Source organism: Pseudomonas syringae group sp. J248-6 (assembly GCF_032586995.1).
In the GTDB taxonomy this organism is placed as follows: Bacteria; Pseudomonadota; Gammaproteobacteria; order Pseudomonadales; family Pseudomonadaceae; genus Aquipseudomonas; species Aquipseudomonas amygdali.
Genome location: NZ_JAWHOP010000001.1, coordinates 507,232 through 530,957 on the forward strand (window position 1 = coordinate 507,232; position 23,726 = coordinate 530,957).

24 protein-coding genes and 1 pseudogene are annotated in these 23,726 nt (G+C 59.3%); 12 read left to right on the forward strand and 13 right to left on the reverse strand.

The window, feature by feature from the left end; genetic code table 11:
* The first annotated feature begins 57 nt into the window (after window positions 1-57).
* Both RYC17_RS01720 and RYC17_RS01725 read left to right on the forward strand, forming a co-directional pair.
* Window positions 58-300 carry a hypothetical protein gene (locus tag RYC17_RS01720; protein ID WP_002553239.1) on the forward strand — a complete coding sequence of 81 codons (243 nt, stop codon included), beginning with the start codon at window positions 58-60 and terminating at the stop codon, window positions 298-300.
* Window positions 297-3,038 (forward strand): beta-glucosidase, encoded by a 2,742-nt coding sequence (locus RYC17_RS01725; protein WP_058402245.1) that lies wholly within the window; start codon window positions 297-299, stop codon window positions 3,036-3,038. Before RYC17_RS01720 ends, RYC17_RS01725 begins: the two co-directional genes overlap by 4 nt.
* Before the next feature lie 16 nt (window positions 3,039-3,054).
* Here the strand turns inward: RYC17_RS01725 and RYC17_RS01730 are convergent, their stop codons facing one another.
* The 3 genes from RYC17_RS01730 to RYC17_RS01740 form a co-directional block, all read right to left on the reverse strand.
* Window positions 3,055-3,705, reverse strand: a complete 651-nt coding sequence (locus tag RYC17_RS01730; RefSeq protein ID WP_058402244.1) for a TetR/AcrR family transcriptional regulator — start codon at window positions 3,703-3,705, stop codon at window positions 3,055-3,057.
* A 22-nt stretch (window positions 3,706-3,727) separates the two neighbouring features.
* Window positions 3,728-5,089 carry an MATE family efflux transporter gene (locus tag RYC17_RS01735; protein ID WP_058402243.1) on the reverse strand — a complete coding sequence of 454 codons (1,362 nt, stop codon included), beginning with the start codon at window positions 5,087-5,089 and terminating at the stop codon, window positions 3,728-3,730.
* A gap of 139 nt (window positions 5,090-5,228) precedes the next feature.
* Complete coding sequence (locus RYC17_RS01740) at window positions 5,229-5,483, reverse strand: hypothetical protein (protein WP_002553235.1); 255 nt, start codon at window positions 5,481-5,483, stop codon at window positions 5,229-5,231.
* A gap of 153 nt (window positions 5,484-5,636) precedes the next feature.
* On the opposite strand from RYC17_RS01740, the gene RYC17_RS01745 reads away from it, so the two are divergent.
* Complete coding sequence (locus tag RYC17_RS01745; RefSeq protein ID WP_002553234.1) at window positions 5,637-5,954, forward strand: YqjD family protein; 318 nt, start codon at window positions 5,637-5,639, stop codon at window positions 5,952-5,954.
* Window positions 5,955-6,042: 88 nt separating this feature from the next.
* On the opposite strand, the gene RYC17_RS01750 is transcribed toward RYC17_RS01745, so the two are convergent.
* Window positions 6,043-6,399, reverse strand: a complete 357-nt coding sequence (locus tag RYC17_RS01750; protein ID WP_058408180.1) for a hypothetical protein — start codon at window positions 6,397-6,399, stop codon at window positions 6,043-6,045.
* A gap of 267 nt (window positions 6,400-6,666) precedes the next feature.
* Here RYC17_RS01750 and RYC17_RS01755 point away from each other — a divergent pair, with 267 nt between their 5' ends.
* The 7 genes from RYC17_RS01755 to RYC17_RS01785 all read left to right on the forward strand — a co-directional run bounded on the left by RYC17_RS01755 (window position 6,667) and on the right by RYC17_RS01785 (window position 12,604).
* Window positions 6,667-7,737 carry a M4 family metallopeptidase gene (locus tag RYC17_RS01755; RefSeq protein WP_005745200.1) on the forward strand — a complete coding sequence of 357 codons (1,071 nt, stop codon included), beginning with the start codon at window positions 6,667-6,669 and terminating at the stop codon, window positions 7,735-7,737.
* A gap of 31 nt (window positions 7,738-7,768) precedes the next feature.
* Window positions 7,769-8,068 (forward strand): protealysin inhibitor emfourin, encoded by a 300-nt coding sequence (locus RYC17_RS01760; protein ID WP_002553232.1) that lies wholly within the window; start codon window positions 7,769-7,771, stop codon window positions 8,066-8,068.
* Between the two features lie 275 nt (window positions 8,069-8,343).
* Window positions 8,344-8,973 (forward strand): paraquat-inducible protein A, encoded by a 630-nt coding sequence (locus RYC17_RS01765; protein WP_058402240.1) that lies wholly within the window; start codon window positions 8,344-8,346, stop codon window positions 8,971-8,973.
* Entirely contained in the window at window positions 8,970-9,584 is a 615-nt protein-coding gene (locus tag RYC17_RS01770) for a paraquat-inducible protein A (RefSeq protein WP_058408182.1), read from the forward strand. Before RYC17_RS01765 ends, RYC17_RS01770 begins: the two co-directional genes overlap by 4 nt.
* Window positions 9,577-11,256, forward strand: a complete 1,680-nt coding sequence (locus RYC17_RS01775) for an intermembrane transport protein PqiB (protein ID WP_316902353.1) — start codon at window positions 9,577-9,579, stop codon at window positions 11,254-11,256. The genes RYC17_RS01770 and RYC17_RS01775 overlap by 8 nt, the downstream gene beginning before the upstream one ends.
* Complete coding sequence (locus tag RYC17_RS01780; RefSeq protein WP_058402237.1) at window positions 11,253-11,876, forward strand: membrane integrity-associated transporter subunit PqiC; 624 nt, start codon at window positions 11,253-11,255, stop codon at window positions 11,874-11,876. Before RYC17_RS01775 ends, RYC17_RS01780 begins: the two co-directional genes overlap by 4 nt.
* Window positions 11,877-12,166: 290 nt before the next feature.
* A complete protein-coding gene (locus RYC17_RS01785; protein ID WP_058408183.1) occupies window positions 12,167-12,604 on the forward strand; it encodes a helix-turn-helix domain-containing protein in 438 nt (145 codons plus the stop codon).
* A gap of 31 nt (window positions 12,605-12,635) precedes the next feature.
* On the opposite strand, the gene RYC17_RS01790 is transcribed toward RYC17_RS01785, so the two are convergent.
* Window positions 12,636-13,547 carry a LysR family transcriptional regulator gene (locus RYC17_RS01790; RefSeq protein WP_058408184.1) on the reverse strand — a complete coding sequence of 304 codons (912 nt, stop codon included), beginning with the start codon at window positions 13,545-13,547 and terminating at the stop codon, window positions 12,636-12,638.
* A gap of 113 nt (window positions 13,548-13,660) precedes the next feature.
* On the opposite strand from RYC17_RS01790, the gene RYC17_RS01795 reads away from it, so the two are divergent.
* The gene (locus RYC17_RS01795) at window positions 13,661-14,497 is read left to right on the forward strand and encodes a pirin family protein (protein ID WP_058408185.1); all 837 of its coding nucleotides are present in this window, start codon (window positions 13,661-13,663) and stop codon (window positions 14,495-14,497) included.
* A 20-nt stretch (window positions 14,498-14,517) separates the two neighbouring features.
* Here the strand turns inward: RYC17_RS01795 and RYC17_RS01800 are convergent, their stop codons facing one another.
* Window positions 14,518-15,381: an aldo/keto reductase family oxidoreductase gene (locus RYC17_RS01800; protein ID WP_122259486.1), complete on the reverse strand. Its 864-nt coding sequence runs from the start codon at window positions 15,379-15,381 to the stop codon at window positions 14,518-14,520.
* 128 nt (window positions 15,382-15,509) lie between these two features.
* On the opposite strand from RYC17_RS01800, the gene RYC17_RS01805 reads away from it, so the two are divergent.
* Window positions 15,510-16,418 carry a LysR family transcriptional regulator gene (locus tag RYC17_RS01805; RefSeq protein ID WP_316902354.1) on the forward strand — a complete coding sequence of 303 codons (909 nt, stop codon included), beginning with the start codon at window positions 15,510-15,512 and terminating at the stop codon, window positions 16,416-16,418.
* Here the strand turns inward: RYC17_RS01805 and RYC17_RS01810 are convergent.
* The 7 genes and pseudogenes from RYC17_RS01810 to RYC17_RS01840 all read right to left on the reverse strand — a co-directional run bounded on the left by RYC17_RS01810 (window position 16,408) and on the right by RYC17_RS01840 (window position 23,725).
* Window positions 16,408-17,936 (reverse strand): annotated as a pseudogene (locus RYC17_RS01810) (sodium:solute symporter family protein). The gene RYC17_RS01805 and the pseudogene RYC17_RS01810 sit on opposite strands and share 11 nt — an antisense overlap.
* Complete coding sequence (locus RYC17_RS01815) at window positions 17,933-18,193, reverse strand: hypothetical protein (RefSeq protein ID WP_058408189.1); 261 nt, start codon at window positions 18,191-18,193, stop codon at window positions 17,933-17,935. The pseudogene RYC17_RS01810 and the gene RYC17_RS01815 overlap by 4 nt, the downstream one beginning before the upstream one ends.
* A gap of 136 nt (window positions 18,194-18,329) precedes the next feature.
* Window positions 18,330-19,265, reverse strand: a complete 936-nt coding sequence (locus tag RYC17_RS01820; protein ID WP_002553222.1) for a choline kinase family protein — start codon at window positions 19,263-19,265, stop codon at window positions 18,330-18,332.
* A complete protein-coding gene (locus RYC17_RS01825) occupies window positions 19,262-20,215 on the reverse strand; it encodes an aminoglycoside phosphotransferase family protein (protein WP_122259490.1) in 954 nt (317 codons plus the stop codon). The genes RYC17_RS01820 and RYC17_RS01825 overlap by 4 nt, the downstream gene beginning before the upstream one ends.
* 9 nt (window positions 20,216-20,224) lie before the next feature.
* Window positions 20,225-21,505, reverse strand: a complete 1,281-nt coding sequence (locus tag RYC17_RS01830; protein ID WP_316902358.1) for a M20 family metallo-hydrolase — start codon at window positions 21,503-21,505, stop codon at window positions 20,225-20,227.
* On the reverse strand, window positions 21,483-22,241 hold the full coding sequence (locus RYC17_RS01835) for a DeoR/GlpR family DNA-binding transcription regulator (protein ID WP_058402227.1): 759 nt from the start codon (window positions 22,239-22,241) through the stop codon (window positions 21,483-21,485). Before RYC17_RS01835 ends, RYC17_RS01830 begins: the two co-directional genes overlap by 23 nt.
* 80 nt (window positions 22,242-22,321) lie before the next feature.
* Window positions 22,322-23,725, reverse strand: coding sequence for an amidase (locus RYC17_RS01840; RefSeq protein WP_316888725.1), 1,404 nt, complete (start codon window positions 23,723-23,725; stop codon window positions 22,322-22,324).
* Window position 23,726: the final 1 nt, after the last annotated feature.

Genomic DNA, 23,726 nt, shown 5'->3' on the forward strand with positions numbered 1-23,726 from the left:
AGCCGTCTGTTTTTCTCCTGCAAACCATTAATCGAGATGCAATCGATGACTAGAACCATGCTGTCTGTTTTCAGTGCAGTACTTTTGTGCGCGCACAGTGTCTGCGCACTGTCAGCGGACTCAACTTCCAGCACAAATACCGCTGTGTCCGATCAACAGATCCGGACGCAGGTGGAAGCCAAGCGCGACCAGTTATCAGGCGCCGACAAGATCAACCCGGCTCAACAACAGAGTTCGTCGTCCCTGCTCGAAGCGCCGGTGGACACTGACGACGCCCCTGCCCAGGCACAACGACCATGAACAACCTCAATCAACCGATCACATCGACCGGAAGGACACTTGCCTTGTCAGCCTTCAAACAGACCCTGGGCCTGAGCCTGCTGACGTTCAGCGTCATGCAGGCCAACCTTGCGCTCGCCGCCGTGACCCCGGCGACCGGTAATGCAGTCGAAGCGCGCGTCAGCTCGATTCTCGACAACATGAACCAGTCGGAAAAGATCAACTTCACCCGCGTCGATGACGGCCACATGATCCCTTCCCTGCTCAAGTGGGGCATCAAGGGCACAGTGGCGTATGACTCGTCCATGGGCGTGCACGTCAACAATGCCACGTTCGGTGCTCAGTACCCTTCGCAGTCCGCGCTCGCAGCGACCTGGAGCATCAACCGGGCCAAGGAATTCGGCCTGGCCATCGCTTATGAGACACGCATTTCCGGCGGCCAGCAGATGCTTTCGCCAGGCGTCAACCTGTACCGCACGCCCTACAACGGTCGTTCGGCAGAGTATGTCAGCGGTGAGGACCCGTTCCTCGGCGCGGTACTGGCACCGGCCATTGTCAACGGCATTCAGGCCCAGGGTATCCAGGCCAGCGGCAAGCATTACCTGGCCAACGAGCAGGAAGCCAATCGTCAGGCAGTCGACATAAAGGTCGATGAGCGCACCCTGCGTGAACTGTACTTGCCGGGCTTCGAGTCGATGGTGAAGAACGCCAATGTCGCCTCGATCATGTGCGGTTTCAACAAGGTCAACGGCGACTATGCCTGTGAAAACCATCACCTGATCACTGAAGTGCTCAAGGGCGAATGGGGCTATCAGGGCATGGTCATCAGTGACTTCAACGCCATTCACGATGCGTTCAAGGGCGCATGGGCCGGTACTGACATCGACATGCCATCCGGCCTGCAATTTACCGAAGCCAAACTGCTGCCTTACCTGTGGAGCGGGCAACTGACCCAGAACGTGATCGACGACAAGGTCAAACGTAACCTGCGCGCCATCGTCAGCTACGACCTCCAGGAAAACCTCAACACCGCCAAGACCCTGGAACATCCCGAGTACGGCATGCGTGCTGCGCTGAATACCGCGCGCGAATCCATCGTATTGCTGCGCAACGAAAACACCGCGGCAGGCAAACCGCTGCTGCCGCTGGCGCGCTCGGCGAAAATCGCCGTCATCGGCAACTGGGCCCACGATGTCCCGGCATCCCCTTTCGGCACCGCTAACTCGCCGCCCAACAGCTATGTAACCGAGCTGAGCGGCCTGCAGCAACTGGCGTCCAGCAGCTCCGATGTCACCTACCTCTCGGAAATGAGCCTGAATCCGGCCAGTTCAGTGTGGTATCAGCCGGCAACCGGCGACAACGGAATCAGCAACACCGGGGTAAAAGCCGAGTACTTCTCCAACACCAGTTTTTCCGGCGACCCGGTGCTGACGCGCGTGGAACCAGGCTTGAACCTGAACTGGACCACCGGCAGCAACGTCACCAACGCAGGCAGTACTGCGGTGTCTGGCTTCAGCCCGTCACCCGGCGCATTCTCGGCGCGGTTTACCACCACCATCAAACCAACCGTCTCGGGCGCTCAGGTGTTCAAGGTGCGGGCAGACGGCCCGTACAAGCTGTGGGTCAACGATGAACTCGTGCTGCAGAGCGACGGCGTGCCTTACTCCGGTGACGTAGTGAACGCGCTGACAACGTCGGGGAAAACCGCAGCATTGTCGGCTGGCAAGACCTACAGCGTGAAGCTGGAATACCAGCGAGTACAAGGCAACTTCATCCCGGTACTGGGTAGCCTGACGGGCGTGCAGATGAGCTGGGCGTCGTTGCGTCCGCCAAAAGACCTGTCGAAATACGATGCGGTCGTGGTTGCTACAGGGAACACGTCCGAGAACGAAGGCGAAGGCTCTGACCACGGCTTCGATCTGCCCGATCAACAGGCTGAACTGATCAGCTTCGTCGCCAAGGCCAACCCCAACACCATCGTCGTCATGCATGGCGGCGGCGTGGCCAATATGCAGCCTTGGGCAAACAAGGTGGGCGCTACGCTGCAAGCCTGGTTCCCGGGCCAGCAAGGCGGTCAGGCGCTGGCCGAGATCCTCTATGGCAAGGTCAACCCGTCGGGCAAGTTGCCGGTCACGATCGACAAAAAAATCGAGGATAACCCAAGCTACGCCTCCTATCCGGATCCGGCTGCCTATCGCGGCAGCAACCCGTTGACCGAAATGACCTACAGCGAAGGCCTGTACATGGGTTATCGCGGCTATGACAAGAAACACGCCAAGCCGCTCTACCCGTTCGGTTATGGCCTGTCCTACACCACGTTCAGCTACAGCGACCTGAAACTGTCGACCAACGTGCTGACGCCGGGCTCGACAATCGACGTTAAATTCACCGTGACCAATACGGGTGACAAGGCAGGCTTCGAAGTGGCACAGCTGTATGTGCAGCCGGTCAAACCTGCGGTGGACCGTCCGGAGAAAGAGCTCAAGGGCTTCACCAAGGTGTACCTGCAACCCGGCGAGAGCAAGACTGTCAGCGTACCGATAGACTCCCGCTCGCTGGCCTACTACGTCGACAAGACGGCAAGCTGGGACGTGGACGCCGGGAAGTTCAAGATTCTCGTGGGTGCAGACTCGGAGAACCTGACCCTCAACAGGACGCTGATCACCCTGTACCCGGAAAAACTGACCACCCGTGACAGCAACCCGCTGCCACTGCCACTGCGCAAGGCAGTCCAGGTCAGCGCGGCACAGACTTACTGATGCACCCCGTCAAGGCTCAGGGATGAGCCTTGATATCCCTGCCCAGACGCTGAACGTAGATATCAAAAACCGCCATGACGTCGACGTCTTGCGGGCTTCTCAGCCACTGAATCTGCAAACCGTCCATGACCGAGAAGATTTCCTGGGCCAGGGCTTTGACATTGATGTCGGCACGCACTTCCCCCGCCTCTATCAACGCCTGCAAATGGCCGCGTGCATGCTCATGGGTCAGCTGGAATCGCTCGCGATGCCATTCCCATGCGGGATGCGACTTCGACAGGCTCTCGGTATTCATCAGCAGTGCCGCCTGACACTCGTCGGCATTCTCGATACTGAAGCTCATGCTCAGCTTCAGAAATTTCAAAAACCCTTCAAGCGTCGGTTCGGTCACCAGATCCTGAAAGCGTGACGTAACCCGCTGATCCCTGCGCTCCAGCAACGCAGCGAGCAAGGCTTCCTTGTTGGGGAAATGGTGCAGCAAGCCGACGGTGGTGATGCCGGCAAGCAATGCAACCTCGCGCATTGATGCACTCGAATAGCCGTCCCTGGCGAAAACAACCGTGGCGGCATCCAGCAAGGCCTTTCTGCGCATGTCACCCTTGGGCGCACGACGGCGCTTGGGCGCAGCTGTTTCTTCGGATTCATTCCCTGATTCTTCGATAACCATAAAAACCTGATAACGCCTTGATTCAATGTACCCCGATGCTGGTTACCGGGGCCCTGCTGGTAAAAAACCGCTTCGCTGTCAGTGAAGCTGTGGTGATGGAGATCAGCGCAATGATCGCATTACCGGTAAACATGCCAGGCAATGCACCACTGCTGCCGAACCAGTGAATACCGGCGAATACGAAGGGCACTGTACCCGCTGTTGCCCTGAGCCAGGCAAACACCGCCACCCACCATGACTTGTTCATGGTTATGAATACGGCGATGGCGACGAAATCCAGACCAATCAAAACCCAGAGGCCGCCGCCCCACAAGCAAAAGGCCATGAACACAGCGCGGGCCTCGGCTCCCAACTGGTAGAGATCGGCAATCATGCCGCTACACAGCACCAGCATCAACCAGACTACCAGCCCGTAACAGACCACCAGCCGCCGGGTAAAGATGACCGCAGAACGTACGCGATCATCGCGGTTCGCACCAATATTCTGGCCAAGCACCGGGGCCAGCGCGCCGGGCAAAGCAAAAAAGGCGCAATACGAAAACTGCAGGACCCGATCCAGCACTGCCATGGCGGCCAGGGCGGAGGTGCCGAATGCCGAAAGCGAGGCGACAAGATAAGCCAAACCGACCGGTGTCGCCAGATTCGCCGCCATGGCAGGAAGCGCAAGCCTGAAGGTACGCACGGCATGCAGGCGCAGCAGTTTCAGATTGCGTGTGAAGACCATCCCTATGCGGCTGCGCACCCAATACAGGCCGATGGAAGCGGACACCGCTGCCGATATGGCAAAGGCGATGCCTGCGCCGTTCAGCCCCAGGTCCAGCACAAAGATGAACAGCGGGTCTGCGACCGCCAGCGTGGCGGCCGCTGAGAGCACCACTGCCAGCGCCCGACGGTTATCACCGGTGGTTCTGAGCATCTGCGCCGACATCTGCATCACGGCCTGTAGCACGGTAAAAGGCAGTGTCAGCCAGATGAAACTGCGCGCCGCCTCGTAAGTGGCTGCCTCGGCCCCCAGCCAGTGGGTAATCGGCACCACCAGCGCCAACTGCGTGACAGACGCCAGAGCGGCGACCGTGACTACCATCAGCATGAGGCTGCCGGTCAATCGAGGGATGGACTTCACCGCACGATGACCGATGCGCTCCGACAATACTGAAGTCGCAGCGATGATCACGCCGGTCACCAGCGCGCTGTTGAAAAAAATCAGCACCTTGGCGATGCCGACCGCAGCCAGAAGCACAGGGTCATGCAGCATCGAGACATAGACCAGCGTCAGTATGTCAACGAGAAAAACCGCAAACAGGCTCAAGGCACTGGTACTGGCGGTGACGACGATGTGGCGCGCTACGCTGCCCTGGGTGAATCTTGCGCTGGCTTGGGCCATCAATGTTCTCAAAAGGCCTGGTCAGCCCGGCATGCAAGGCATTCCCATGCAAGTGCATGAGGAACGGAAGTTTGTAACCGTCATGCCAACGCTGGCACGAGCAACGATCACCGCCAAATGCGAGGGTCGCTGTCGCGGGCTACTTGCTCGCCGCCACCAGACGATTCACTTCACTGCGAACCATGTTGGCGTATTCCGGCGGGCTCATCGTGTCCAGTTCGGAACGTACCCATTCGGACCACTTGCCCTTGCGCTTGGCGCGCTCGCCCATCAAGCGTGCAGCCTCACTCTTGGCCTTGCCCAGATTGCTCTGCCAGAGGTCGAACAAACGGGATTTCTCGTCTTCAAGAGCGGTACGTTCGGGGAGCGGCCGATTGGCCAGATTGAAACTCATCACAGTCACCTACGGCTAAAAACGGCTGCATCTTACACCCGTAAGGGGCGTTACCTGCAGAGTCTTGCGTCGGGTCATTCAAGCAATTGCAACTTTTCAGGATGCGCGAGACTCCATTGATCACTGTTGCCATCACTTGAAAGGAAGATACCCATGGCTCGTAAGACCCCTGCTCAACAAGCTGCCGATCAAATCAAGGATCAGGCATTCAGTGACCTGCAGGCACTGATCGAAGAATCCGACAAATTGCTCAAGGAAAGCGCTGCGCTGGTTGGCGAAGAAGCAGAAACACTGCGCGCACAACTGAGCCTCAAGCTGAAGCAGGCACTGGATTCGATGGCCAGCGTGCGCGACCGCACCAAACCAGTCGTTGAAGCGACCGAAACCTACATCGGTGGTCACCCGTGGCAAACCGTGGCTATTTCTGCAGGCTTCGGCCTGGTAGTCGGCCTGCTGCTGGGTCGTCGTTGATCGACAGCCGCTGATGAGACGCATCGCGGGCCTGGACACGGGCCCGCAATGCCTGATGCTGCTGCAACGATGGTGTAGGTCTGATGAATTACCTTAAGCGGGCGTGCTGTACCACCGACGGCTCGGCAAACCGGTGGGATTTGCTCACTTTGGCCTGCAACAACACGCGCTGTTCCTCGGCCTGGGCCTGGCTTTCATAAGGTCCGATCAATAATTGCTGTTTACCGTCGATATCCACGATGACGGGGGCGTAGCTGCGTTCCAGCAGCCAGGCGCTGGTATCGCTCACCGCCTCGCGCGAATTCATCTGAATGAACCACTGTGGCGTGGAGACCGGAGCAGTAAGAGCCGCATCCTGGGCTTTTTCCCTGGCGGGCGCACGCGAGCTGCCTGCATCGCATCCGGCCAGAGCCAGTACCACTATCATCATTACCGTCTTGCGCACGTAGGTCTGCTCCTCGTCTGAAGTGGCGCGAGTCTAACATTCCCGCAACGCCCGTTGATGGACTGTGTCGAGGTGTCGCATGCCCGACCAAAGGGCATTGGGCACTGGCCATGCGCTGTTCTCGCAACAATCAGTTATATTTTTTGCGATCACTGGTCATGTGATCAGCTATTTCTTTGCATATAAACGCAACATGAAGTGTCAAACGCCTGCGACCATGTTGACCGATGGCTTGCCGCCGTTGGTGCATTAGAACAGGAGTTCATCATGTGCGACGACCGTAACCCCCTGCATTGCTTCATTCCGCCTTATATGCTCGAGCGTATGGCGCAGTCCCCCAAGACTCTGGTCAGCGCCCGGGCCATTGCCAATCTGACGAGCAGCTCGGCGTTCCTGGCATCAAGACTTTCAGCCCGAACCATGCCCTCCATGCACGCGATCAAATCGCCTGACGGTCGAAAGCACCGCGTGATTCACGATGCCAAGGGAACCGACGATCTTCCCGGCGCTGTGGCTCGCAAGGAGGGCCAAGCCCCGACTGGCGACAAGGCAACCGATGAAGCCTACGACGGTTCCGGCGATGTCTACGATTTCTACGCGGAACTGTTCGAGCGCAATTCGCTGGACGACAGTGGCATGTCCCTGGTGTCTACGGTGCACGTCGCCGAGGTGGACTTCAATGGCGACCATGTACCGCTGAGCAACGCCTACTGGAATGGCAGCCAGATGGCGTATGGCGACGGTGATGATCTGGTCTTCAAGCGCTTCACCGGCAGCCTGGAAGTAATAGGCCATGAACTGACCCACGGGGTGCAGAGTTTCACCTCGAACCTGGACTACCGCGGACAGTCCGGAGCCCTCAACGAGCATTTCGCCGATGTCTTCGGCATGCTGGTGCGTCAATGGAAACAGGGCACCAGCGCCGCCGAGTCGGACTGGGTAGTCGGCAAGGAATTGTTAGTTCCTGCCCCTACACGACGGGGCATTCGCGATATGGAAAAACCGGGCACCGCCTACTCCAACGATCCAGACCTGGGCGATGACCCGCAACCGGCAACGATGGCCGACCTGTACACTGGCGCCAAGGATCGCGGCGGCGTACACATCAATTCGGGCATCCCCAATCGGGCGTTCGTGCTGGTTGCCAAGGCGCTGGGCGGAAATGCCTGGGAAGTGGCGGGCAGAATCTGGTATGAAACGATGCTGGAGCTGGCGTCTGACAGTCAGTTTGTCGACTGCGCCAGAGCCAGCATAAAAATCGCCTCGGACTCACGCTTCGGCCCAAAAGCCAAAAAAGCCGTACAAGCGGCCTGGAAGGAAGTCGGGGTCAAGGTTTAGCCGAAGTGCAACCACCACAAAGGTGCTTGAAATGAAGGTCTGTCTAGTGCAATCCGGCGGCTTTGCGGGTGCCGTCAAACGCTGTGAAGTCGATACGTCCACCCTTGAGCAGCCAGAAGCCGAGCAACTGCAGCGGCTGGTCAGTGACAGCGGCCTGAATCAGTCCAGCAGCGCGTTCAATGATCAGGCGCGGGATCTGAATCAGTACGAGATCACCATTGAGGATGAGGCCAGAGAAATCTGCCTCACGTTCGACGAACACAACGTGCCAGCGTCCGCCCGCCAGTTGCTCGGGTTCCTCAAGCAACGCGTAAAGCCCGGCAAGCTCTAGGACAGGCCTGCCCGAAAAAAATCCGGCGACCGATGCCTTGCAGATGACTGTCAAAGGCATCGGTTGCCGACATATTCGCCAGCCTTGTTCCTGCATGTGCTCCTGCATGGAATAATGGCGCTATGACATGTGAACCACCCACCGCCGCCGCGGTCAATGACGTGTACCGATTCGTTGGCGTGGACTGTACAAAAAAAAACGCTTCACACTGCCATTAACGAGGTATCTTTTCGTGCTTCGCGTTCTCACCCCTTACCTCTGCAGCAATGGCGTCGATGAGCACTGTGCATCCTACTGAACACTCTTCTGGCCTGATCATTTGCGAGCATTGCGACTCGCTGTACGAAGCGCAACCGCTGAAGCCCGGTGAAGCAGCGTTCTGCCTGCGTTGCGAGGCACTGCTCGGTCGCGGCCACCGAATGACCATCGAGCAGCTACTGGCGCTGACCGTCGCTGCGGCCATGCTTTTTGTGTTCGCCAACCTGTTTCCCGTGATCAGCATCAGCATGAAAGGCCTGACCAACGAGGTCACGCTCTGGCAATCGGTTGAAGCCCTTGCTCAAGGGCGGATCACAATCATTGCGCTGGTCGCCGGCCTTTCGATTATCTTTGCGCCGCTTTTACAGATCGCTCTGCTGTTCTGGGTACTGGTACACGCGCACAAAGGCGTCATCGCCCCCGGCTTCAGGGCCTGCATGCGCGCGCTGGAACACCTGCGGCCGTGGAGCATGCTCGAAGTGTGCATGCTCGGTATTCTGGTGGCGATCATCAAGCTGTCCGGAATGCTCGACGTGCACCCCGGCGTCGGCCTGTGGGCCATGGCCATGCTGATGGTGCTGATTCTGCTGATCGCCAACAAGGACATCCGCAGGTTGTGGGATGAACTGGGAGTGCCGCCGCAATGAACGGCATTCCCTTCGCCCATGAACACAAGCTCTGCCTGTGCCACACCTGCGGTTACGCCTGCCAGGAGGACGCTACGCGCTGCCCGCGCTGCGACTCACCGGTGCACAAACGCAAGCCCAACAGTATCAGCCGCACCTGGGCCTACCTGATTGCCGCACTGATCTTCTATATCCCGGCCAATGTGCTGCCGGTGATGTACACCAATCTGCTGGGCAACCGCAGTGAAAGCACCATCATGAGCGGCGTACTGGAGTTCTTTGAAAGCGGCTCCTGGGACATTGCCATCCTGATCTTTGTCGCCAGCGTTCTGGTGCCCTGTCTCAAATTTCTGGTGCTGGGCATGCTGCTGATCACGTGTCAGCGCCGCAGCACCTGGGCGATGCGCGAACGCGCACGTCTTTACCGTTTCATCGAGCTGATCGGCTACTGGTCGATGCTCGATGTGCTGGTTGTGGCCCTCGTGGCGTCTCTGGTTCAGTTTCGCGAGCTCAGCACCATCGAGCCGCGGATCGGTATTCTGTTTTTTGGCTTGGTAGTGGTGATGACGATGTTCGCCGCCATGAGTTTCGATCCCCGGCTTATCTGGGACGCAGAGGTTGAAGATGTCTGACAATACCCTCCCCCCGTCTGCTTCAGTGCCACGCCCTGAAGTCAAACGTCGTCGCCTGCGCGTCTCGCTGATCTGGCTGGTGCCGATCGTTGCCGCGATCATTGGTGTATCCATGGCCTTGCATGACTGGATGAACATCGGCCCTAAAATCACCGTGAGCTTCCTGACCGCAGAAGGCCTTGAGGCCAACAAGACCCAGGTCAAATACAAGAACGTGATTATCGGCATGGTCACCGATATCACCCTCAGTGAAGACCGTACTCATGTACTGGCCAGCATCGACCTGAACACCAGCGCCGCGCCGTTCACGAGAATCGACAGCCAGTTCTGGGTGGTGCGACCACGCATCGGCGCACATGGCGTATCGGGCGTCGACACGTTGCTGTCAGGCGCTTTCATTGGTGCCGACGCGGGCAGCTCCGAAGAGACCAAAACCAGCTTTACCGGTCTGGAAACGCCGCCACCGGTCACTTTTGGTGAAAAAGGCAAGCGCTTCAAACTGCATACCGATGACCTGGGCTCTCTGGACATTGGCTCACCGATCTACTATCGACGCATTCAGGTCGGTCAGGTGGTTGGCTACGAGTTGTCCAAGGATGGTCGCGGGGTCGATATTCAGATCTTCATCAACGCACCAAATGATCAGTACATCACCACCGACACACGCTTCTGGAACGCCAGCGGGGTCGACATCACGGTTGGCGCGTCAGGGGTGAAGGTCAATACCCAGTCGCTGACCTCGATCATCTCCGGCGGCATTGCCTTCCGCGAGCCCAACTGGAGCCCGGACTCGAAACTCGCCGATGAGAACGCCGAGTTCAAGATATTCGATGATCAGGCCACCGCACTGGCACCTCCCGATGGGGAGCCACGCTACATCCGCATGCGCTTCAATCAGTCGCTTCGCGGGTTGACGGTCAACGCAGCGGTGGACTTCCTGGGCGTCAATATCGGCAAGGTGGTGTCGGTCGATCTGGATTACGACCCGGCGACCAAGACCTTCCCTGGTATCGTGGGCGCAGTGATTTACCCCAAGCGCCTGGGTGCGGCCGAGTCGAAACTGCAGGAACTCGGCGGCAAGGGCGATGAAGAAGAACAATCCGCCAGAGTGCTGGGAGCGTTTGTCGCCAATGGCCTTCGCGCTCAGGTGCGCAACGGCAACCTGTTGACCGGCCAGTTGTACATCGCCATGGAATTCGATCCAAAGGCACCGAAAGTGGCATTCAATGCCAAGGCCCGTCCGCTGGAAATCCCGACCGTACCGGGCAGCTTCGACAAGTTGCAGGAGCAATTGCAGGCGTTCGTCGAGAAGCTCAGCAAACTGCCGATCGACGACCTTGCGAAGAACCTGAATGGCAGCCTCAGCGAACTGCAGAAAACCCTCAAACAGGTGAACGGCAGCGTGCTGCCGCAGATGCGTGGCACCTTGCAGCAGGCTGAAAAAACGCTGGGCACCGCCAACGATTCATTCGCTGAAGATTCGCCTGCGCGTCAACAGCTGGGCCAGACGCTGGATGAAGTGCAGCGCACCGCTCGTTCGGTACGGGTATTGACCGACTTCCTCAGCCGCCATCCAGAATCGCTGATTCGCGGTCGCACGGGCGATGCAGCCCCACGCTCGTTCAACGCCCCGTCCTCTTCCCGAGCCATTGATCTGGAGCCAAAACAATGACCTTGCGCCTGAAACTGGCGGTACTTGCCGCAGCCCTGGGCCTGGGTGCCTGCACATCGACGCAGACCCACTATTACACCCTGATTGCGCCCATGGGCGCGGCCAGCAGCGTAGCGGCCAGACCCATGCCGTTCCAGTTCGAGATGCTGCCGGTACTGATGCCGGTTCAGGTTGACCAGCCGCCACTGGTGGTTCGCCAGGGCAACGGCAGCCTCGCGATTCTGGACACCGAACGCTGGGGCTCGCCGCTGGGCGACGAGTTTCATGATGCGCTGACCCCGCAACTTGAACGTCATTTCGGCAGTCGCGACATGGCTGGCCTGCCGAAAAACAGCGATCAGCCGGTGCTTTCGATCCGTACAGATGTACGCCGCTTCGAATCGATGCCTGGCAATTATGCGTTGATCGATGTGGTCTGGACGCTCGGGCTTCGCGATGCAGGCGCTACCGCCGGGAGCAAGCGCAAGAGCCTGACTTGCAGCAGCGTGATTCGTGAACAGGCCGGGGAAGGCATGGAAAGTCTCATTATCGCCCACCAGAAAGCCGTGTCCCGACTGGCTGACAAGATCGCCGCCACTGCCGCGAGCTGGACCGCACAGCCCGCCTCTCACTGCCTGTAAGCCTATCGGGAGGTCCATTAAAGACCTCCCGGTTTCAGGCAGCATCGCTGCAGAAAGCCTTGCAAAACCGCCGCTTAAAAGCGTTCAAGTCCGTACAAAAATGTATCACCCTGTTTAATTCCTACGTACACTCCGAGGTCTGTCTGGCACGTTAGTACCTGATCGACCCGAATGCTCGGTTTCCGGGTCTGTTGGAATGCCTTATCGGTCAATGCCAGTAACGCTTGTTAACCCTGATGTGTGGCAACAAGCCTTTGGCTTGCAGCGGACAGTCTATCGAGGACAAACGGATGACAGGGATCGGACCACGGCTGAAAAAGGAGCGCCTGCGCCTCAAACTTTCGCAAAGCGCACTGGGTGCGATAGGCGGCGTGGAGACCAACGCTCAGGGCAACTACGAAAATGGTATTCGCTCTCCCCGGGCAGACTACCTTTCAAGTATCTCGAATGCGGGCGTAGATGTAGCCTACGTGGTGACCGGCCTTGGCTCACCCGCCGTAGCGGCTCAGAACAGTCAGGCCTGCGCGCCGCTCAACCGTGTTGTTGCGCGTTTGCACGGCAACCTGCACGAAGTGACTCAGAACCTGTACCACGTGACCCGTTTGATTGAATCAAACGCAGGCGACAGCAACGTGGACAGCGATCAGTTGGAAAACATCAAGAACGACGCAGAAGCCATTACCGTCGCGACGGTCCGGCTGATCTACATGACCTCGAAATTGAAATGACCCAGAGCATGCAATGTGCCGCCACGGCGGCTCATTGCGCGGGAAACGCCTTGTCCCTGAGTTTCTCCATCACCAACGCTATGAATGCCGACACCGCAGGCGGCAGATGTTGCCGACTGGGATAAAGCACATGCAGACCATGACTGGTACGCTGGTACTGCGTCAGTACTTGGACCAGTCGCCCATCACGCAGATCCGAGCGGATAAGCGTCGCGGGCAACAGCGCAATACCGAGCCCCGCCAGGGTCGCTTTACGCAATGCCTGCGCGGTGTTGGCATTGAATCGGCTGGCAATCTGCACCTCATGCATCTTCGCGTCCGGCCCGAGCAAGCGCCAGACAGTGCTCCCGCCGGGATGCGCCGGGCTGACGCAGTAATGCCCGTGCAGGCTCGGCAGGGAATCAGGCATGCCGTGAGCAGCGATATAAGCCGGGCTGGCGACCATAGTGTCATGCCCCTCTTCGATCAGTTGTCGCCCTACGTAGCCCGAATCCTGCAAGGGGCCGCCGCGGAACGCGATGTCCAGCCGGTCAGCGATCAGGTCGGCGCGCTCATCGCTGAGCACGAACTCCACCTGAACCCGTGGGTATTTGGCAAGAAAATCAGCCACCCACTCCATCGAAAAGAAATCGAAAAAATCCGCCATCGCGGCGATGCGCAGTCGGCCGCCAGGCTCTTCACGGCCTGAAACAAGCTGCTCTGCGGCATCCATCAAACCATCGACAGCGCCCACACAGCGTTCGTGGAAGTCTTCTCCTGCCTGGGTAAGGACCAGCTTGCGTGTCGACCGCTGCAACAATCGAGTGCCCAGCTGTATTTCCAACTGCTGAACCCTGCGGCTGACCGTATTGGAAGGCATGCCCAGGTGCCTTGCCGCCTGCGCAAAGCTGCCGCTGCGCACGACCTGCACAAACAGAGCGACATCATTGAGATCAAGCGCCACGAGACTGATTCCTTCTATTTATGGATGAGTCCAAACCAACTATACCGGCTAATCAAGTAATCCACAGAGGCTTATTCTTTGTGCTCAGGCATCAAGGCCCAGAGGACAACGCTATGAACACCATCGTCAACATTCAGCCACGCGCCATCACCCATCGCACCAGCGGCAAAAGCCGAGGGCCTATTACTCGCCTGATGAGCCCGGGCGATCTGGGTCAGTTATTGAAGCCTTTCGTATTTCTTGATCAATTCGGCTTCAAACCCGAGCCGGGGAAAAAAGGTTTCGGCATGCACCCACACTCAGGGATTGCAACGCTGACCTATATGATCGAAGGCGAACTGGCCTACGAAGACACCACCGGTAAATCAGGCATATTGCCCAATGGCGGTGTGGAATGGATGAGCGCAGGCAATGGCGTGTGGCATGACGCCCAGCCGGTCAGCGATGCGCCGATTACAGGCTTCCAGCTATGGATAGCCCTGCCCGCAGCGCAAGAGAACGGCCCCGCAAACAGCGTTTATCTGGCGGCGTCCCAGGTAGCCCAGCAAGGCCCGGCAAAGGTGCTGCTGGGGCGTTACGGTGCAGCACAAAGCAGCATACCTGCACCACAGGGCATGAATTATCTGGCCGTAAAGCTGAAAGACGGCGAGCACTGGCGCTACACGCCGCCAGCAGGTCATAGCGTCGCCTGGCTGGCGATCAACACCGGACACCTCGATGCAGGTGGCCCGATCAGCGCTGGCGAACTGGCGATTTTCGAGGAATCGGATCGCCCTATCGACTTCGTCGCAAAAGGCGATACCCATTTCGTGCTGGGGTCGGCAGTCAAGCACCCGCATGATCTGGTCACCGGCTACTATTCGGTGCACACCAGTAAGGCCGCGCTCATTCAGGGCGAACTGGAGATAGAGCGAATCGGCGCATTGCTGCGCGAACAAGGCCGGCTCTGACTGCGCAGCACGGCAGTGCGCTACGCCACGCTATCAAGCTCGGCAAGCAGCTCAGGCGCGATGACCAGTTCACTGGCGTTAAGGTTTTCGCGCAAATGAGCCAGCGAGGACGTACCGGGGATCAGCAGAATATTCGCTGCGCGCTGCAGCAACCACGCCAGGGCGACACACAGTGGCGAAGCATTCAGGCGACCAGCCACTCGGGTCAGGGTTTGCGATTGCAGGGGTGAAAATCCGCCCATCGGGAAGAACGGTACATAGGCAATGCCCTGCTCGCCCAGCTCTGCAATCAGCGCTTCGTCAGTGCGGTGGGAAAGGTTGTAATGATTCTGTACGCAAACAATGTCAGCGATTTCCTGCGCCTGTCTGACTTGTCTTGCAGTGACGTTACTCACCCCAAGGTGCCGGATCAAACCCTGGCGCTGCAAGTCGGCCAGCACGGTCAAGGGTTCTTCGATGGATCCTTCTGCCGGCGAGTGCTGGTCTCCCCATGCCCGAAAGTTGACGACATCAAGTACATCGAGGCCGAGGTTGTTCAAATTGTCATGCACCGCCCCGGTCAATTGCGCCGGGCTGAACGCAGGATTCCATGAAGCATCCGGGCCACGTACCGCGCCAACCTTGGTGACGATCAGCAGGTCCTTTGCATAAGGATGCAGTGCCTCACGAATCAGCTTATTGGTGACATGCGGGCCGTAGAAGTCTGCCGTATCGATATGGTTAACCCCCTGCGCGAGGGCTTCACGCAATACCGCAACGGCTGCCTGGGGGTCCTTCGCAGGGCCGAACACGCCAGGCCCTGCCAGTTGCATCGCCCCATAGCCCATGCGATTGACGCGATGGCTGCCCAATAGAAATGTACCCGCCTTGCTTGCATGACTCATTGTGTGCCCCTTGATCCCAATGTGTGTACCTCACTATAGGCATTGAGCACTGCGCTGATAATCAGGTGTAATCGGCACAACCTGTACGGCTCACAGAACACTGAACAGGACATGATGGGGAAGGAAGAATGACTACCGATATTCAGGACCTGCTGGCATTCGTCGCAGTGGTCAATGCCGGAGGGTTTCGCGAGGCAGCGCGGACCAGCGGCAAATCCGCCTCCAGCCTGAGCGACGCCATACGCCGCATGGAGGCGCGGCTTGGGGTGAGGCTACTCAACCGCACCACCCGCAGCGTGGCCCCGACCGAGGCTGGCGCCAAACTGATGGAGCGCATCGTGCCCGCGCTTGGCGCGGTTGAGTCGGCCCTGGATGTGGTCAACGACTTTCGTGATCGCCCGTCAGGAACGCTGAGATTGAACGTCCCCGTCAGCGCCGCCAGGCTGGTGCTGCCGTCGATCATCACGCCATTCCTGCAAACCTACCCCGACATTCGCCTGGAGGTGGTCACCGAAGAAAGCTTTGTCGATATGCTCGCCGCCGGCTGTGATGCGGGCATCCGCTACGATGAGCGTCTGGAGCAGGACATGATTGCCGTCCCCATCGGCCCGAGGTTTCAGCGCTTTGCTACGGCCGCGTCACCCGCGTACCTGAACGCCAGAGGACGTCCTGTACACCCGAAAGACTTGCTGGAACACGCCTGCCTGCGAGGCAAATTCCCCAGCGGGGTAATACCGCTGTGGGAATACGAACGCGATGGTGAAACCGTCAAGGTCGACCCGGCAGGCCCGTTGACCGTAAGAATAGGCGGAGCCTTTGATCTGACGGTGCAGGCCGCCATCGACGGGCTGGGTGTTGTCCACCTGTTCGAGGACTGGTTACGGCCTCATCTGGACAGCGGCGCACTGGAACCGATACTTGAGCCCTGGTGGCAGCGCTTCACCGGGCCGTATCTGTACTATCCAGGACGCCGCTACCTGCCCTCGCCGCTCAGGGCCTTCATCGACTTTATCAATGCCCGCGACATCAGCCCATAGCCGCAATCGGGCCTACGCCATGACGCGCCGGTGCTGCCATGGCGAACAGCTCATCAACGCGTCTGGCCTCCTCCGCACTCGGCTTGATTGCAATGGCGCACGCGACAAAAATGCCCGCATTGAAGATCAGGCCGATGATGCCGCTGGTCAACGACCCCAGTGCCGGAATGTCATCGGGGTAGATGGTGGTCAGCACAATGGCGATCACAATGCCCACCAGCATGCCGGCAATCGCGCCTTGCTTGTTGCCACGACGGCTGAAGACCCCGAAGAACAGCGGCACGGCCAGCTGGATGATGCCCTGATAGGAAATCTGCGCCAGCAGTTGCAGGCGCGCGTAATCGAAGGTCAGGTACGCCAGCAGCGACGCCGCCGCGATGAAAACCACCATGCCCACCTTGGCGAGAACGGTCTTCTCGCGATCACTGCGCGGCTTGCTCCAGGTCGCCAGGTCATTGGCAAACTGTGTACCGCACACCTGAACGCAGCCGTCGACATGGCCGATGCTGGCCGCCAGGACAATCATGATTGCCAGCCCAAGCAACCACGGCCCGCCGATATCGAACAGTGACAGGAACCAGCCATGCTGCGGATGCGCGGCCACGTTGGGGTCCTGACTGATTGCCGCGGCGAACAGCATCAGAATGCCGTAGAAGCCACCCACCAGCATGATGGTCAGGAGTGTGCCCTTCTTCACCGAACGCACACCGCTGGCGGTATAGATACGCTGAAAGCTCATGGGCCAGCACATCGAGCCGATCACCCCGGTAAAGATCAGGCTGAACATGTACATCGGGCCATACGTGCTGCCTGCGCCGCCCGGAATCACCAGCATGCTGGCGGGCAGTTGCGACAGGTTGGCGAACGACGCCTGAGCACCGAACAGCAGGAAAATGCACAGCGCGGCACACAGCACGTAGGCAATCAGCCCCTGATACATGTCGGTCATGATCAGGCCGCGCATGCCCATGCTCACCGTCCAGTACTGCCGAATCAGGATCACCACCACCCCGACCAGCAGGCAAGTGGTCACGCCCCAACGGCAAAGCTGGCGAACTGAAAAAGCGTCGCGAGGGCCTGAATGCCCATCACCACCCAGGGAAATACCGAGATGATGCCAATGATCGAGGCAATGCGTTTGACCACCGGGCTATTGAAGCGCATGCCCAGCAGATCCGGCTGGGTGGTCAGGTTGAAACGCTTGCCCCAGGTCCAGGCACGATTGGCCATCAGGTACATGGCGGTCACGCCGAGCGTGGCGTAGACCATGCCGTAAAAGCCCAGCGCGCCACCGACAGACAAGGCAAAGAATGCGGTAAAGGTTGCACCCGGCCACCACGAGTTGGTGTAGCACATGGCGATGAACCAGGGGCCGTAGGAACGACCGCCCACCGCGTAGTCGGAAAAGCTCTCGCTCTTGCGATTGGTCCCGTACAACACGGCAATCATGCCCGCCAGGAACACGCCGATCAGGCCGAAGGTGATGTAAAGGTCCGAAACCGTAGTCGTGCTGATCATTGCCCGTCCCCCTCTTGTGGAATTTCACCCAGCAGAGACTCGACCACGTACAGCATCCACAGGCCCAGCCCCATGAGCACGGCGATCAGAATCCAGTAGAAGATCGGCAGTGGCACACCGAGCACCAGCGCGGTGCTGCCACTGACCTTGAGGTAGAACGGCGGAAACAGCGCCATCATCAACAGCGCGAAGAAGTACAGGGCAAACACCAGATTTTTCAGGCGGCCGGGATTTTCAGAAGACGGAACGTTACTCATGGAGTGCTCCTTGAATTTCAGGATCTGGCTATGGATAAGTGATCGGATAAAACTCAAGCAGGAAAAGGAACACGCGGTCACCCGCTACTTTTTTATTATTGGAGTGCTTGTTACAGGTATGCCTGGAGAGGACGGGTCATGCCTGTCGCAACCAGGTTTCCCATTGCGAATCATTGATGATGCTGCGCGCGCGCATGTGCTTCCAGGTGCCGTACTTGTAGAAGTCGAAGTCCAGTTGCGACACGGCGTGCTGGACCATTGCCCAGGTTGACCATTTGATATCTGCCAACGCCTTGTTCAGCTTGATCCGCGCTACGGTTTGCGCGCTGACCTGACCGAAGTAGTCCTCGATGAGCGCCAGCTCCATCTCGTCACTGAAAAACATCTCGCCGAACCACAGCGCCAGTTCGTAATGGCGATCGTTATTGGAGGCGTACTCGAAATCCACCAGGCGAATCTGACGCTCCGCGTTGAGCATGAAGTTGCCTGCCAGCGTGTCATTCATGCACGGTGCCAGATCAATTCCGGAAGCTTGCAGCGCAGCTTTTGCGCGCTGATATTGCAGGCACAACCAGTCGTCATCCTGAGGCTTGATGCCCTTGAGCTCGGCCACCTGGCTCTGGTGCTCGGCAATCATGTCGAACACGGTCTTGGTCTGTTTCAGCAACGGCTGATCGTTGAACGCCTTGAGCCCGTGCAGAGCGCCGTGGCGTATGTCGCGCTGCAGGAAGTCATGATTGGACGATGCCCGCCAGCCCTCCATGAACTCGAACACTTCGACACCGAACGCTTCGAGGAACGCAAACACCGGCGCGCCGTAGCCGGTTTGCGCCGCTTTCACACTGGCCTCGTGGGCCGTGTGGCGGTCGATGAACATCTCTGTGCCGGCGCCCGGCACCTTGAAGAAGTACGCCGTGTCGGCTCCCTCGACCTCGACCCGCCAATTGGTGTTTGAGATGCCGCCGCTGACCGGCTCGTAGCCGACGCGCCGCCCCTGCCAACTGTCGATACTGCGCACCGCAGCTTCAAGTTGTCGTTCCTGGGTACTGACAGACTGCCCTAACGTTTTCATGCTCTACCCTCCTGAACCTGACGCATCCAGCCTTCCAGGCGCGGGTCCTGAACACACTGCCGACAACGCAGCAACGTCCATTGCCCGACCTTGGAAAACTCCAGTGGCCGCACGGACGTCGTACCCGCCCAAAGCCCCCACAATGTCCAGTACCAGTCGTTGATCAGCGCATACAAGCGGCAGACGGCATAGTCGACTTCCAGACACTGCCCCGCCCATGCGCTGATCCCTTCGCGCCACTGGCTTTCAAACGAATAAAGCTCATTGAGGGTAATCGCAACGTCGTACCACGGGTCCATGCAGCCGCCGTAGTCGAAATCCACCAGGCGCAACCGGCCATCGCGTGACACCATGACATTGCTGGCCACGCCGTCACCGTGCAGCGGCACCGCCTGCACAGAGCGGGTCTCCAATGCCTGCCAGACCATGTCAACGCAGCGGTCAATCCATTGGTGCTCTGCCGGCAGTGCAACGTTGTCACGTTCGCAGAGCGTGCGAAGGCGCTCGATATCCATCATCGGCGAGCGCACAACATCAGGCACAGGCCCGGCATGCACCAGCCGCTTGAGCGCCCACAGCGCCTGAAGACGGCCCGGCGCGAGCAGGTCATCAAGCCGGGCAGCACGCCAGTCCAGACCCAGGTCCTCGAAAATCAGCACACTGCAGGCCGCGTCTGCGCCAAGCAAGCGCGGTGCCGCGCCGCTGCGGCCTGCGCATTCACTGGCCTGCGCCGCCTGTTCGAAATCAATCAGTTGCGCCATGTCGGCATGCAGCACCTTGGCGTAAACAGCGCCCTGTGCAGCGACCACTCGAAACCCCGTCCACTCGGTCGACAGCCTGGAAGGCGATGCCACACCCTGCGTAACGACCTCAGTGGGCGCGTTCGCATCCAGCCCGCAGCTTGCCAATGCACCGCGCAGGCGTGTGGTCAGGTCGTCGGCATATGACATGGTCAGTCCTCAACGAAACGAAGCGGATGAGGTGCAAGCCCGATACAACAGCCCGGTCAGCATGCGCAAACCGTTGCGCATGTCCTGATCGCTGGTGTATTCGGCCTCGTTATGGGAAACGCCATTGCTGCTGGGGATGAACAGCAGGCACACCGGGTAATGGCGGTTGATGCTGATTGCGTCATGGCCAGCGACCGTCATGCTGTCGGCGGTCGACAGGCCCAGTTCGCCGCCTACTGCGTGCGCCAGCTCCGCAAAAACGTCATGCAGCCTGGCGGGCGGGCGCAGTACGCTGCTTTCCACCTCAAACTCCGTCATGGTCCTGTCGGCGATGGTGTGCAGCGTTGCGTCCAGTCGTTCACCTGCCGCGCTCAGCAGACCGACATCGCGGGAGCGGTACTCGATAAGCAGGGAGACCCGGGAAGGCACGACATTGGGTGAATTGGGATACACCTCGATACGCCCTACCGAGCTGTGCATCTGCAAGCCATGTTGCCCGGCCTCGTCGCGCACCGCCGTGATGGTGTGTGCGGCAGCCAGCAACGCGTCACGGCGGGCGGCCATGGGCGTAGGGCCGGTATGATTCTGCTCGCCATCGAAGCGCACCCGGCGTTTCAACGCGGCCCAGGTTTCCCGGACTACGCCGATTGCCGTCTGGCTGCTCTCCAGACCAGTGCCTTGCTCGACATGAATTTCGACGTACCCGGCAATGTTCAAATCAACCTGATCATTACCCAGATAACCTATCGCCTGCAGCGCATCCTTCAAACGGATGCCATCGCCATCACGGCTTTCCCAGGCATTTTCCAGGGCCAGTGCCCCGGTAAATACACCACTGCCGATCAGGCTCGGCTGAAAGCGGGCGCCCTCCTCGTTGGTCCAGTTGACGACGGCCAGATTGCAGGCAGGTATTTCACCGCGTTCACGCAGTTGTCTCGCCAGACTGGACACCGCCACGGCACCGGCAAGCACGCCGTATACACCGTCGAAACGACCCGCGCTCGGCTGGCTGTCCAGATGTGAACCGCACAGCAGATAAGGTGCCTGGGGATCAAACGTCATGAGGCCGAACAGGTTGCCGATCGAATCGACACGCACTTCAAAGCCGTGCTCTTTCAGCCAGTCCCGAAACAGGTCGCGTACCCGACCGTCTTCAGCCGATGCTGCCAGCCGGTGCAAGCCACCCGCAGGTGTTGCACCAATGGCCGAGCTTTGCCGAAACAGTGCTTCGAATGCCGCCAGATCAATTGCACCTGGCTCGATCAGTTCAGGGATAGAGGGTGTCGACATGATCTTTCTCCAGGCGTGTCACAAACTCGTCGGATAACGCGCGATTGGTGACCAGGGTGGTGATCGCGGCGAACGGAAGAGTATTGATAAAGGTGCGATGACCGAACTTGCCATCATCAGCCAGCACAACACTGCGCGTGCAGTGCCTGACCAGCGTTCTGCGCAACATGGCTTCCGGCTCCTGGTAATCCATCAGCCCCAGGTCCAGATCAATGCCGCCGATCCCCATGAAGGCGATGTCGTAATGGAACTGTCGGGCGAACTCCAGCGTATGCGGCCCGATCAAGGCGTTGTCGGTACGCCGCACATCGCCGGGCGCAACCAGCACCTGATTGTCGCTCTGGTGCGATATCAACTGAGCGATGTCCAGCGAGTTGGTGATGATCTTCAGCTGGCTGAACCGCGTCAGTTGCTGGGCCAGCGCCAGCGTCGAAGTACCGGTGTCGAGGAAGATCGCCATGCCTTCGCTGACCAGTTGCGCAGCGCGGGCAGCAATACCCGCCTTGGCGCGGGGCTTGAGCCTGCTGCGCTCCTGCAAAGGCAGTTCTTCGCTGGATCTGGGCAGAATCGCGCCACCGTGAATTCGCCTTAATCGGCCCTCTTCTTCCAGATACTTGAAGTCACGGCGGATGGTCTCTTCGGACACGAACAGCAATTGTGCAAGGTCCGACGCCTTGACACGCTGCTGTTGGGCGAGCAGGCGCATGATTTCGTCCAGGCGCGGCTGATTGAGCATGGGGGTGGCATTCCGTTGCAAAGTAAGAACTCCAGTGTCCGGGCCCGTTGGCCGTTGATCCGCAAGCAAGAGGGACATGGCTACTGCCCCAAAATCGGTGGCAAGTGTTGATCCCATGGCGCGATGGCTTCCACAGCGGCACAGAACTGCAGCACCTGAGCGTCGGCAAAGCGTGGCCCGACCACTTGCAGACCAATGGGCAGCCCGCCGGAACTCCACCCGCAGGGCAGGTTGGCCGCCGGGTTGCCGGTAATGTTGAAAGGGTAAGTAAATGGCGTCCAGCGCGCCCACGGCACAGCGCCGTCCTGCCCGGCATAACCGGCCGGTGCCACGTCGTCGGCAGTAAACGGCAGAATCGGCAACGTGGGCATGATCAGCAGATCGTAATCTTCAAACAGCGCATGGACCTGATTGGCAAACGCAGCGCGCTGTTGAAGTGCCTGCAAGTAATCACTCAGGCTGTACTGGGCAGAACGCCTGATCAGATCGGCAAAGCCAGGGTCAAGCTGATCCAGTTGCTGCGCAAGCGCCTTGCCATAGGCGATACCGCGTCCGGCGACCCACAGGGTTTCGAACGTCGCCAGCGGGTCCTGCCAGGCTGGTTTGAGCGTACTGACCGTGACGGGCAGCGACCTGGCGATATTGCCCACAGCAGCTTCAACCGCTGCGGCGATTTGCGGATCGACCGGTGTGTCAAACAGCGTCGGGCAGAAGCCGATACGCAACGGGTTCAGCGGTTGGTCACACCGTGCCAGAAAGGACTCGTCAGGGGCTGGCAGCGCCTGGTGATCCAGCGGATCCGGCCCCGACAGGATATCGAACAGCAACGCGCTATCACGCACGGTTCGGGTAATCGGCCCGGCATGACTGAGCATTTCGGTGGCCGACCAGGGCCAGGTCGGAATGCGTCCCAGGGTGCCTTTGAGGGCGAACGCGCCACAGAACGAGCCAGGTATGCGCACCGAGCCGCCACCATCGGAGCCCAGTGCGGCCGGCACCATGCGCGCGGCCACCGCAATCGCCGAGCCGGAACTTGAGCCACCACTGGTCAGTGTCGGGTCCCACGGGTTACGTCCGTTGCCGAACACCCGCGACGTACTCGCGCCGGTCCAGCCGAACTCGGTCGTCGCTGTCTTGCCCAGAATGATCGCACCGGCATTCTTGAGGCGGCGAATGATCGGTGCATCCTGTACCGGCACCGAGTCCAGAGCAGTCAACGAGCCACGCGTGGTGCGCAGTCCCGCTGTGGAAAAGAGATCCTTGATGCCAAAGGGTATGCCGTGCAGCGGACCTCGTACCTGACCACGCTGCAGTTCGGCAGTCATCGTCCAGGCCTGTTCAAGCGCGACATCGGCGTATACATCACCAAACGCATTGAGTGTGGAATTGTGGGTTTCAATCGTTGCCAGACATAACTCGGTCAAGCGTATCGGCGTCATGCAGCCTTTGCGGACAAGCGCGGCAGCTTCAATCACGGCAGGCATG

Excerpts from the sequence above, each read along its gene's own strand:
- RYC17_RS01720 (WP_002553239.1), top strand. The coding sequence starts at position 58 with ATGCTGTCTGTTTTCAGTGCAGTACTTTTGTGCGCGCACAGTGTCTGC.
- RYC17_RS01725 (WP_058402245.1), top strand. The coding sequence starts at position 297 with ATGAACAACCTCAATCAACCGATCACATCGACCGGAAGGACACTTGCC.
- RYC17_RS01730 (WP_058402244.1), bottom strand. The coding sequence starts at position 3,705 with ATGGTTATCGAAGAATCAGGGAATGAATCCGAAGAAACAGCTGCGCCC.
- RYC17_RS01735 (WP_058402243.1), bottom strand. The coding sequence starts at position 5,089 with ATGGCCCAAGCCAGCGCAAGATTCACCCAGGGCAGCGTAGCGCGCCAC.
- RYC17_RS01740 (WP_002553235.1), bottom strand. The coding sequence starts at position 5,483 with ATGAGTTTCAATCTGGCCAATCGGCCGCTCCCCGAACGTACCGCTCTT.
- RYC17_RS01745 (WP_002553234.1), top strand. The coding sequence starts at position 5,637 with ATGGCTCGTAAGACCCCTGCTCAACAAGCTGCCGATCAAATCAAGGAT.
- RYC17_RS01755 (WP_005745200.1), top strand. The coding sequence starts at position 6,667 with ATGTGCGACGACCGTAACCCCCTGCATTGCTTCATTCCGCCTTATATG.
- RYC17_RS01760 (WP_002553232.1), top strand. The coding sequence starts at position 7,769 with ATGAAGGTCTGTCTAGTGCAATCCGGCGGCTTTGCGGGTGCCGTCAAA.
- RYC17_RS01765 (WP_058402240.1), top strand. The coding sequence starts at position 8,344 with ATGAGCACTGTGCATCCTACTGAACACTCTTCTGGCCTGATCATTTGC.
- RYC17_RS01770 (WP_058408182.1), top strand. The coding sequence starts at position 8,970 with ATGAACGGCATTCCCTTCGCCCATGAACACAAGCTCTGCCTGTGCCAC.
- RYC17_RS01775 (WP_316902353.1), top strand. The coding sequence starts at position 9,577 with ATGTCTGACAATACCCTCCCCCCGTCTGCTTCAGTGCCACGCCCTGAA.
- RYC17_RS01780 (WP_058402237.1), top strand. The coding sequence starts at position 11,253 with ATGACCTTGCGCCTGAAACTGGCGGTACTTGCCGCAGCCCTGGGCCTG.
- RYC17_RS01785 (WP_058408183.1), top strand. The coding sequence starts at position 12,167 with ATGACAGGGATCGGACCACGGCTGAAAAAGGAGCGCCTGCGCCTCAAA.
- RYC17_RS01795 (WP_058408185.1), top strand. The coding sequence starts at position 13,661 with ATGAACACCATCGTCAACATTCAGCCACGCGCCATCACCCATCGCACC.
- RYC17_RS01800 (WP_122259486.1), bottom strand. The coding sequence starts at position 15,381 with ATGAGTCATGCAAGCAAGGCGGGTACATTTCTATTGGGCAGCCATCGC.
- RYC17_RS01805 (WP_316902354.1), top strand. The coding sequence starts at position 15,510 with ATGACTACCGATATTCAGGACCTGCTGGCATTCGTCGCAGTGGTCAAT.
- RYC17_RS01815 (WP_058408189.1), bottom strand. The coding sequence starts at position 18,193 with ATGAGTAACGTTCCGTCTTCTGAAAATCCCGGCCGCCTGAAAAATCTG.
- RYC17_RS01820 (WP_002553222.1), bottom strand. The coding sequence starts at position 19,265 with ATGAAAACGTTAGGGCAGTCTGTCAGTACCCAGGAACGACAACTTGAA.
- RYC17_RS01825 (WP_122259490.1), bottom strand. The coding sequence starts at position 20,215 with ATGTCATATGCCGACGACCTGACCACACGCCTGCGCGGTGCATTGGCA.
- RYC17_RS01830 (WP_316902358.1), bottom strand. The coding sequence starts at position 21,505 with ATGTCGACACCCTCTATCCCTGAACTGATCGAGCCAGGTGCAATTGAT.
- RYC17_RS01835 (WP_058402227.1), bottom strand. The coding sequence starts at position 22,241 with ATGCTCAATCAGCCGCGCCTGGACGAAATCATGCGCCTGCTCGCCCAA.
- RYC17_RS01840 (WP_316888725.1), bottom strand. The coding sequence starts at position 23,725 with ATGCCTGCCGTGATTGAAGCTGCCGCGCTTGTCCGCAAAGGCTGCATG.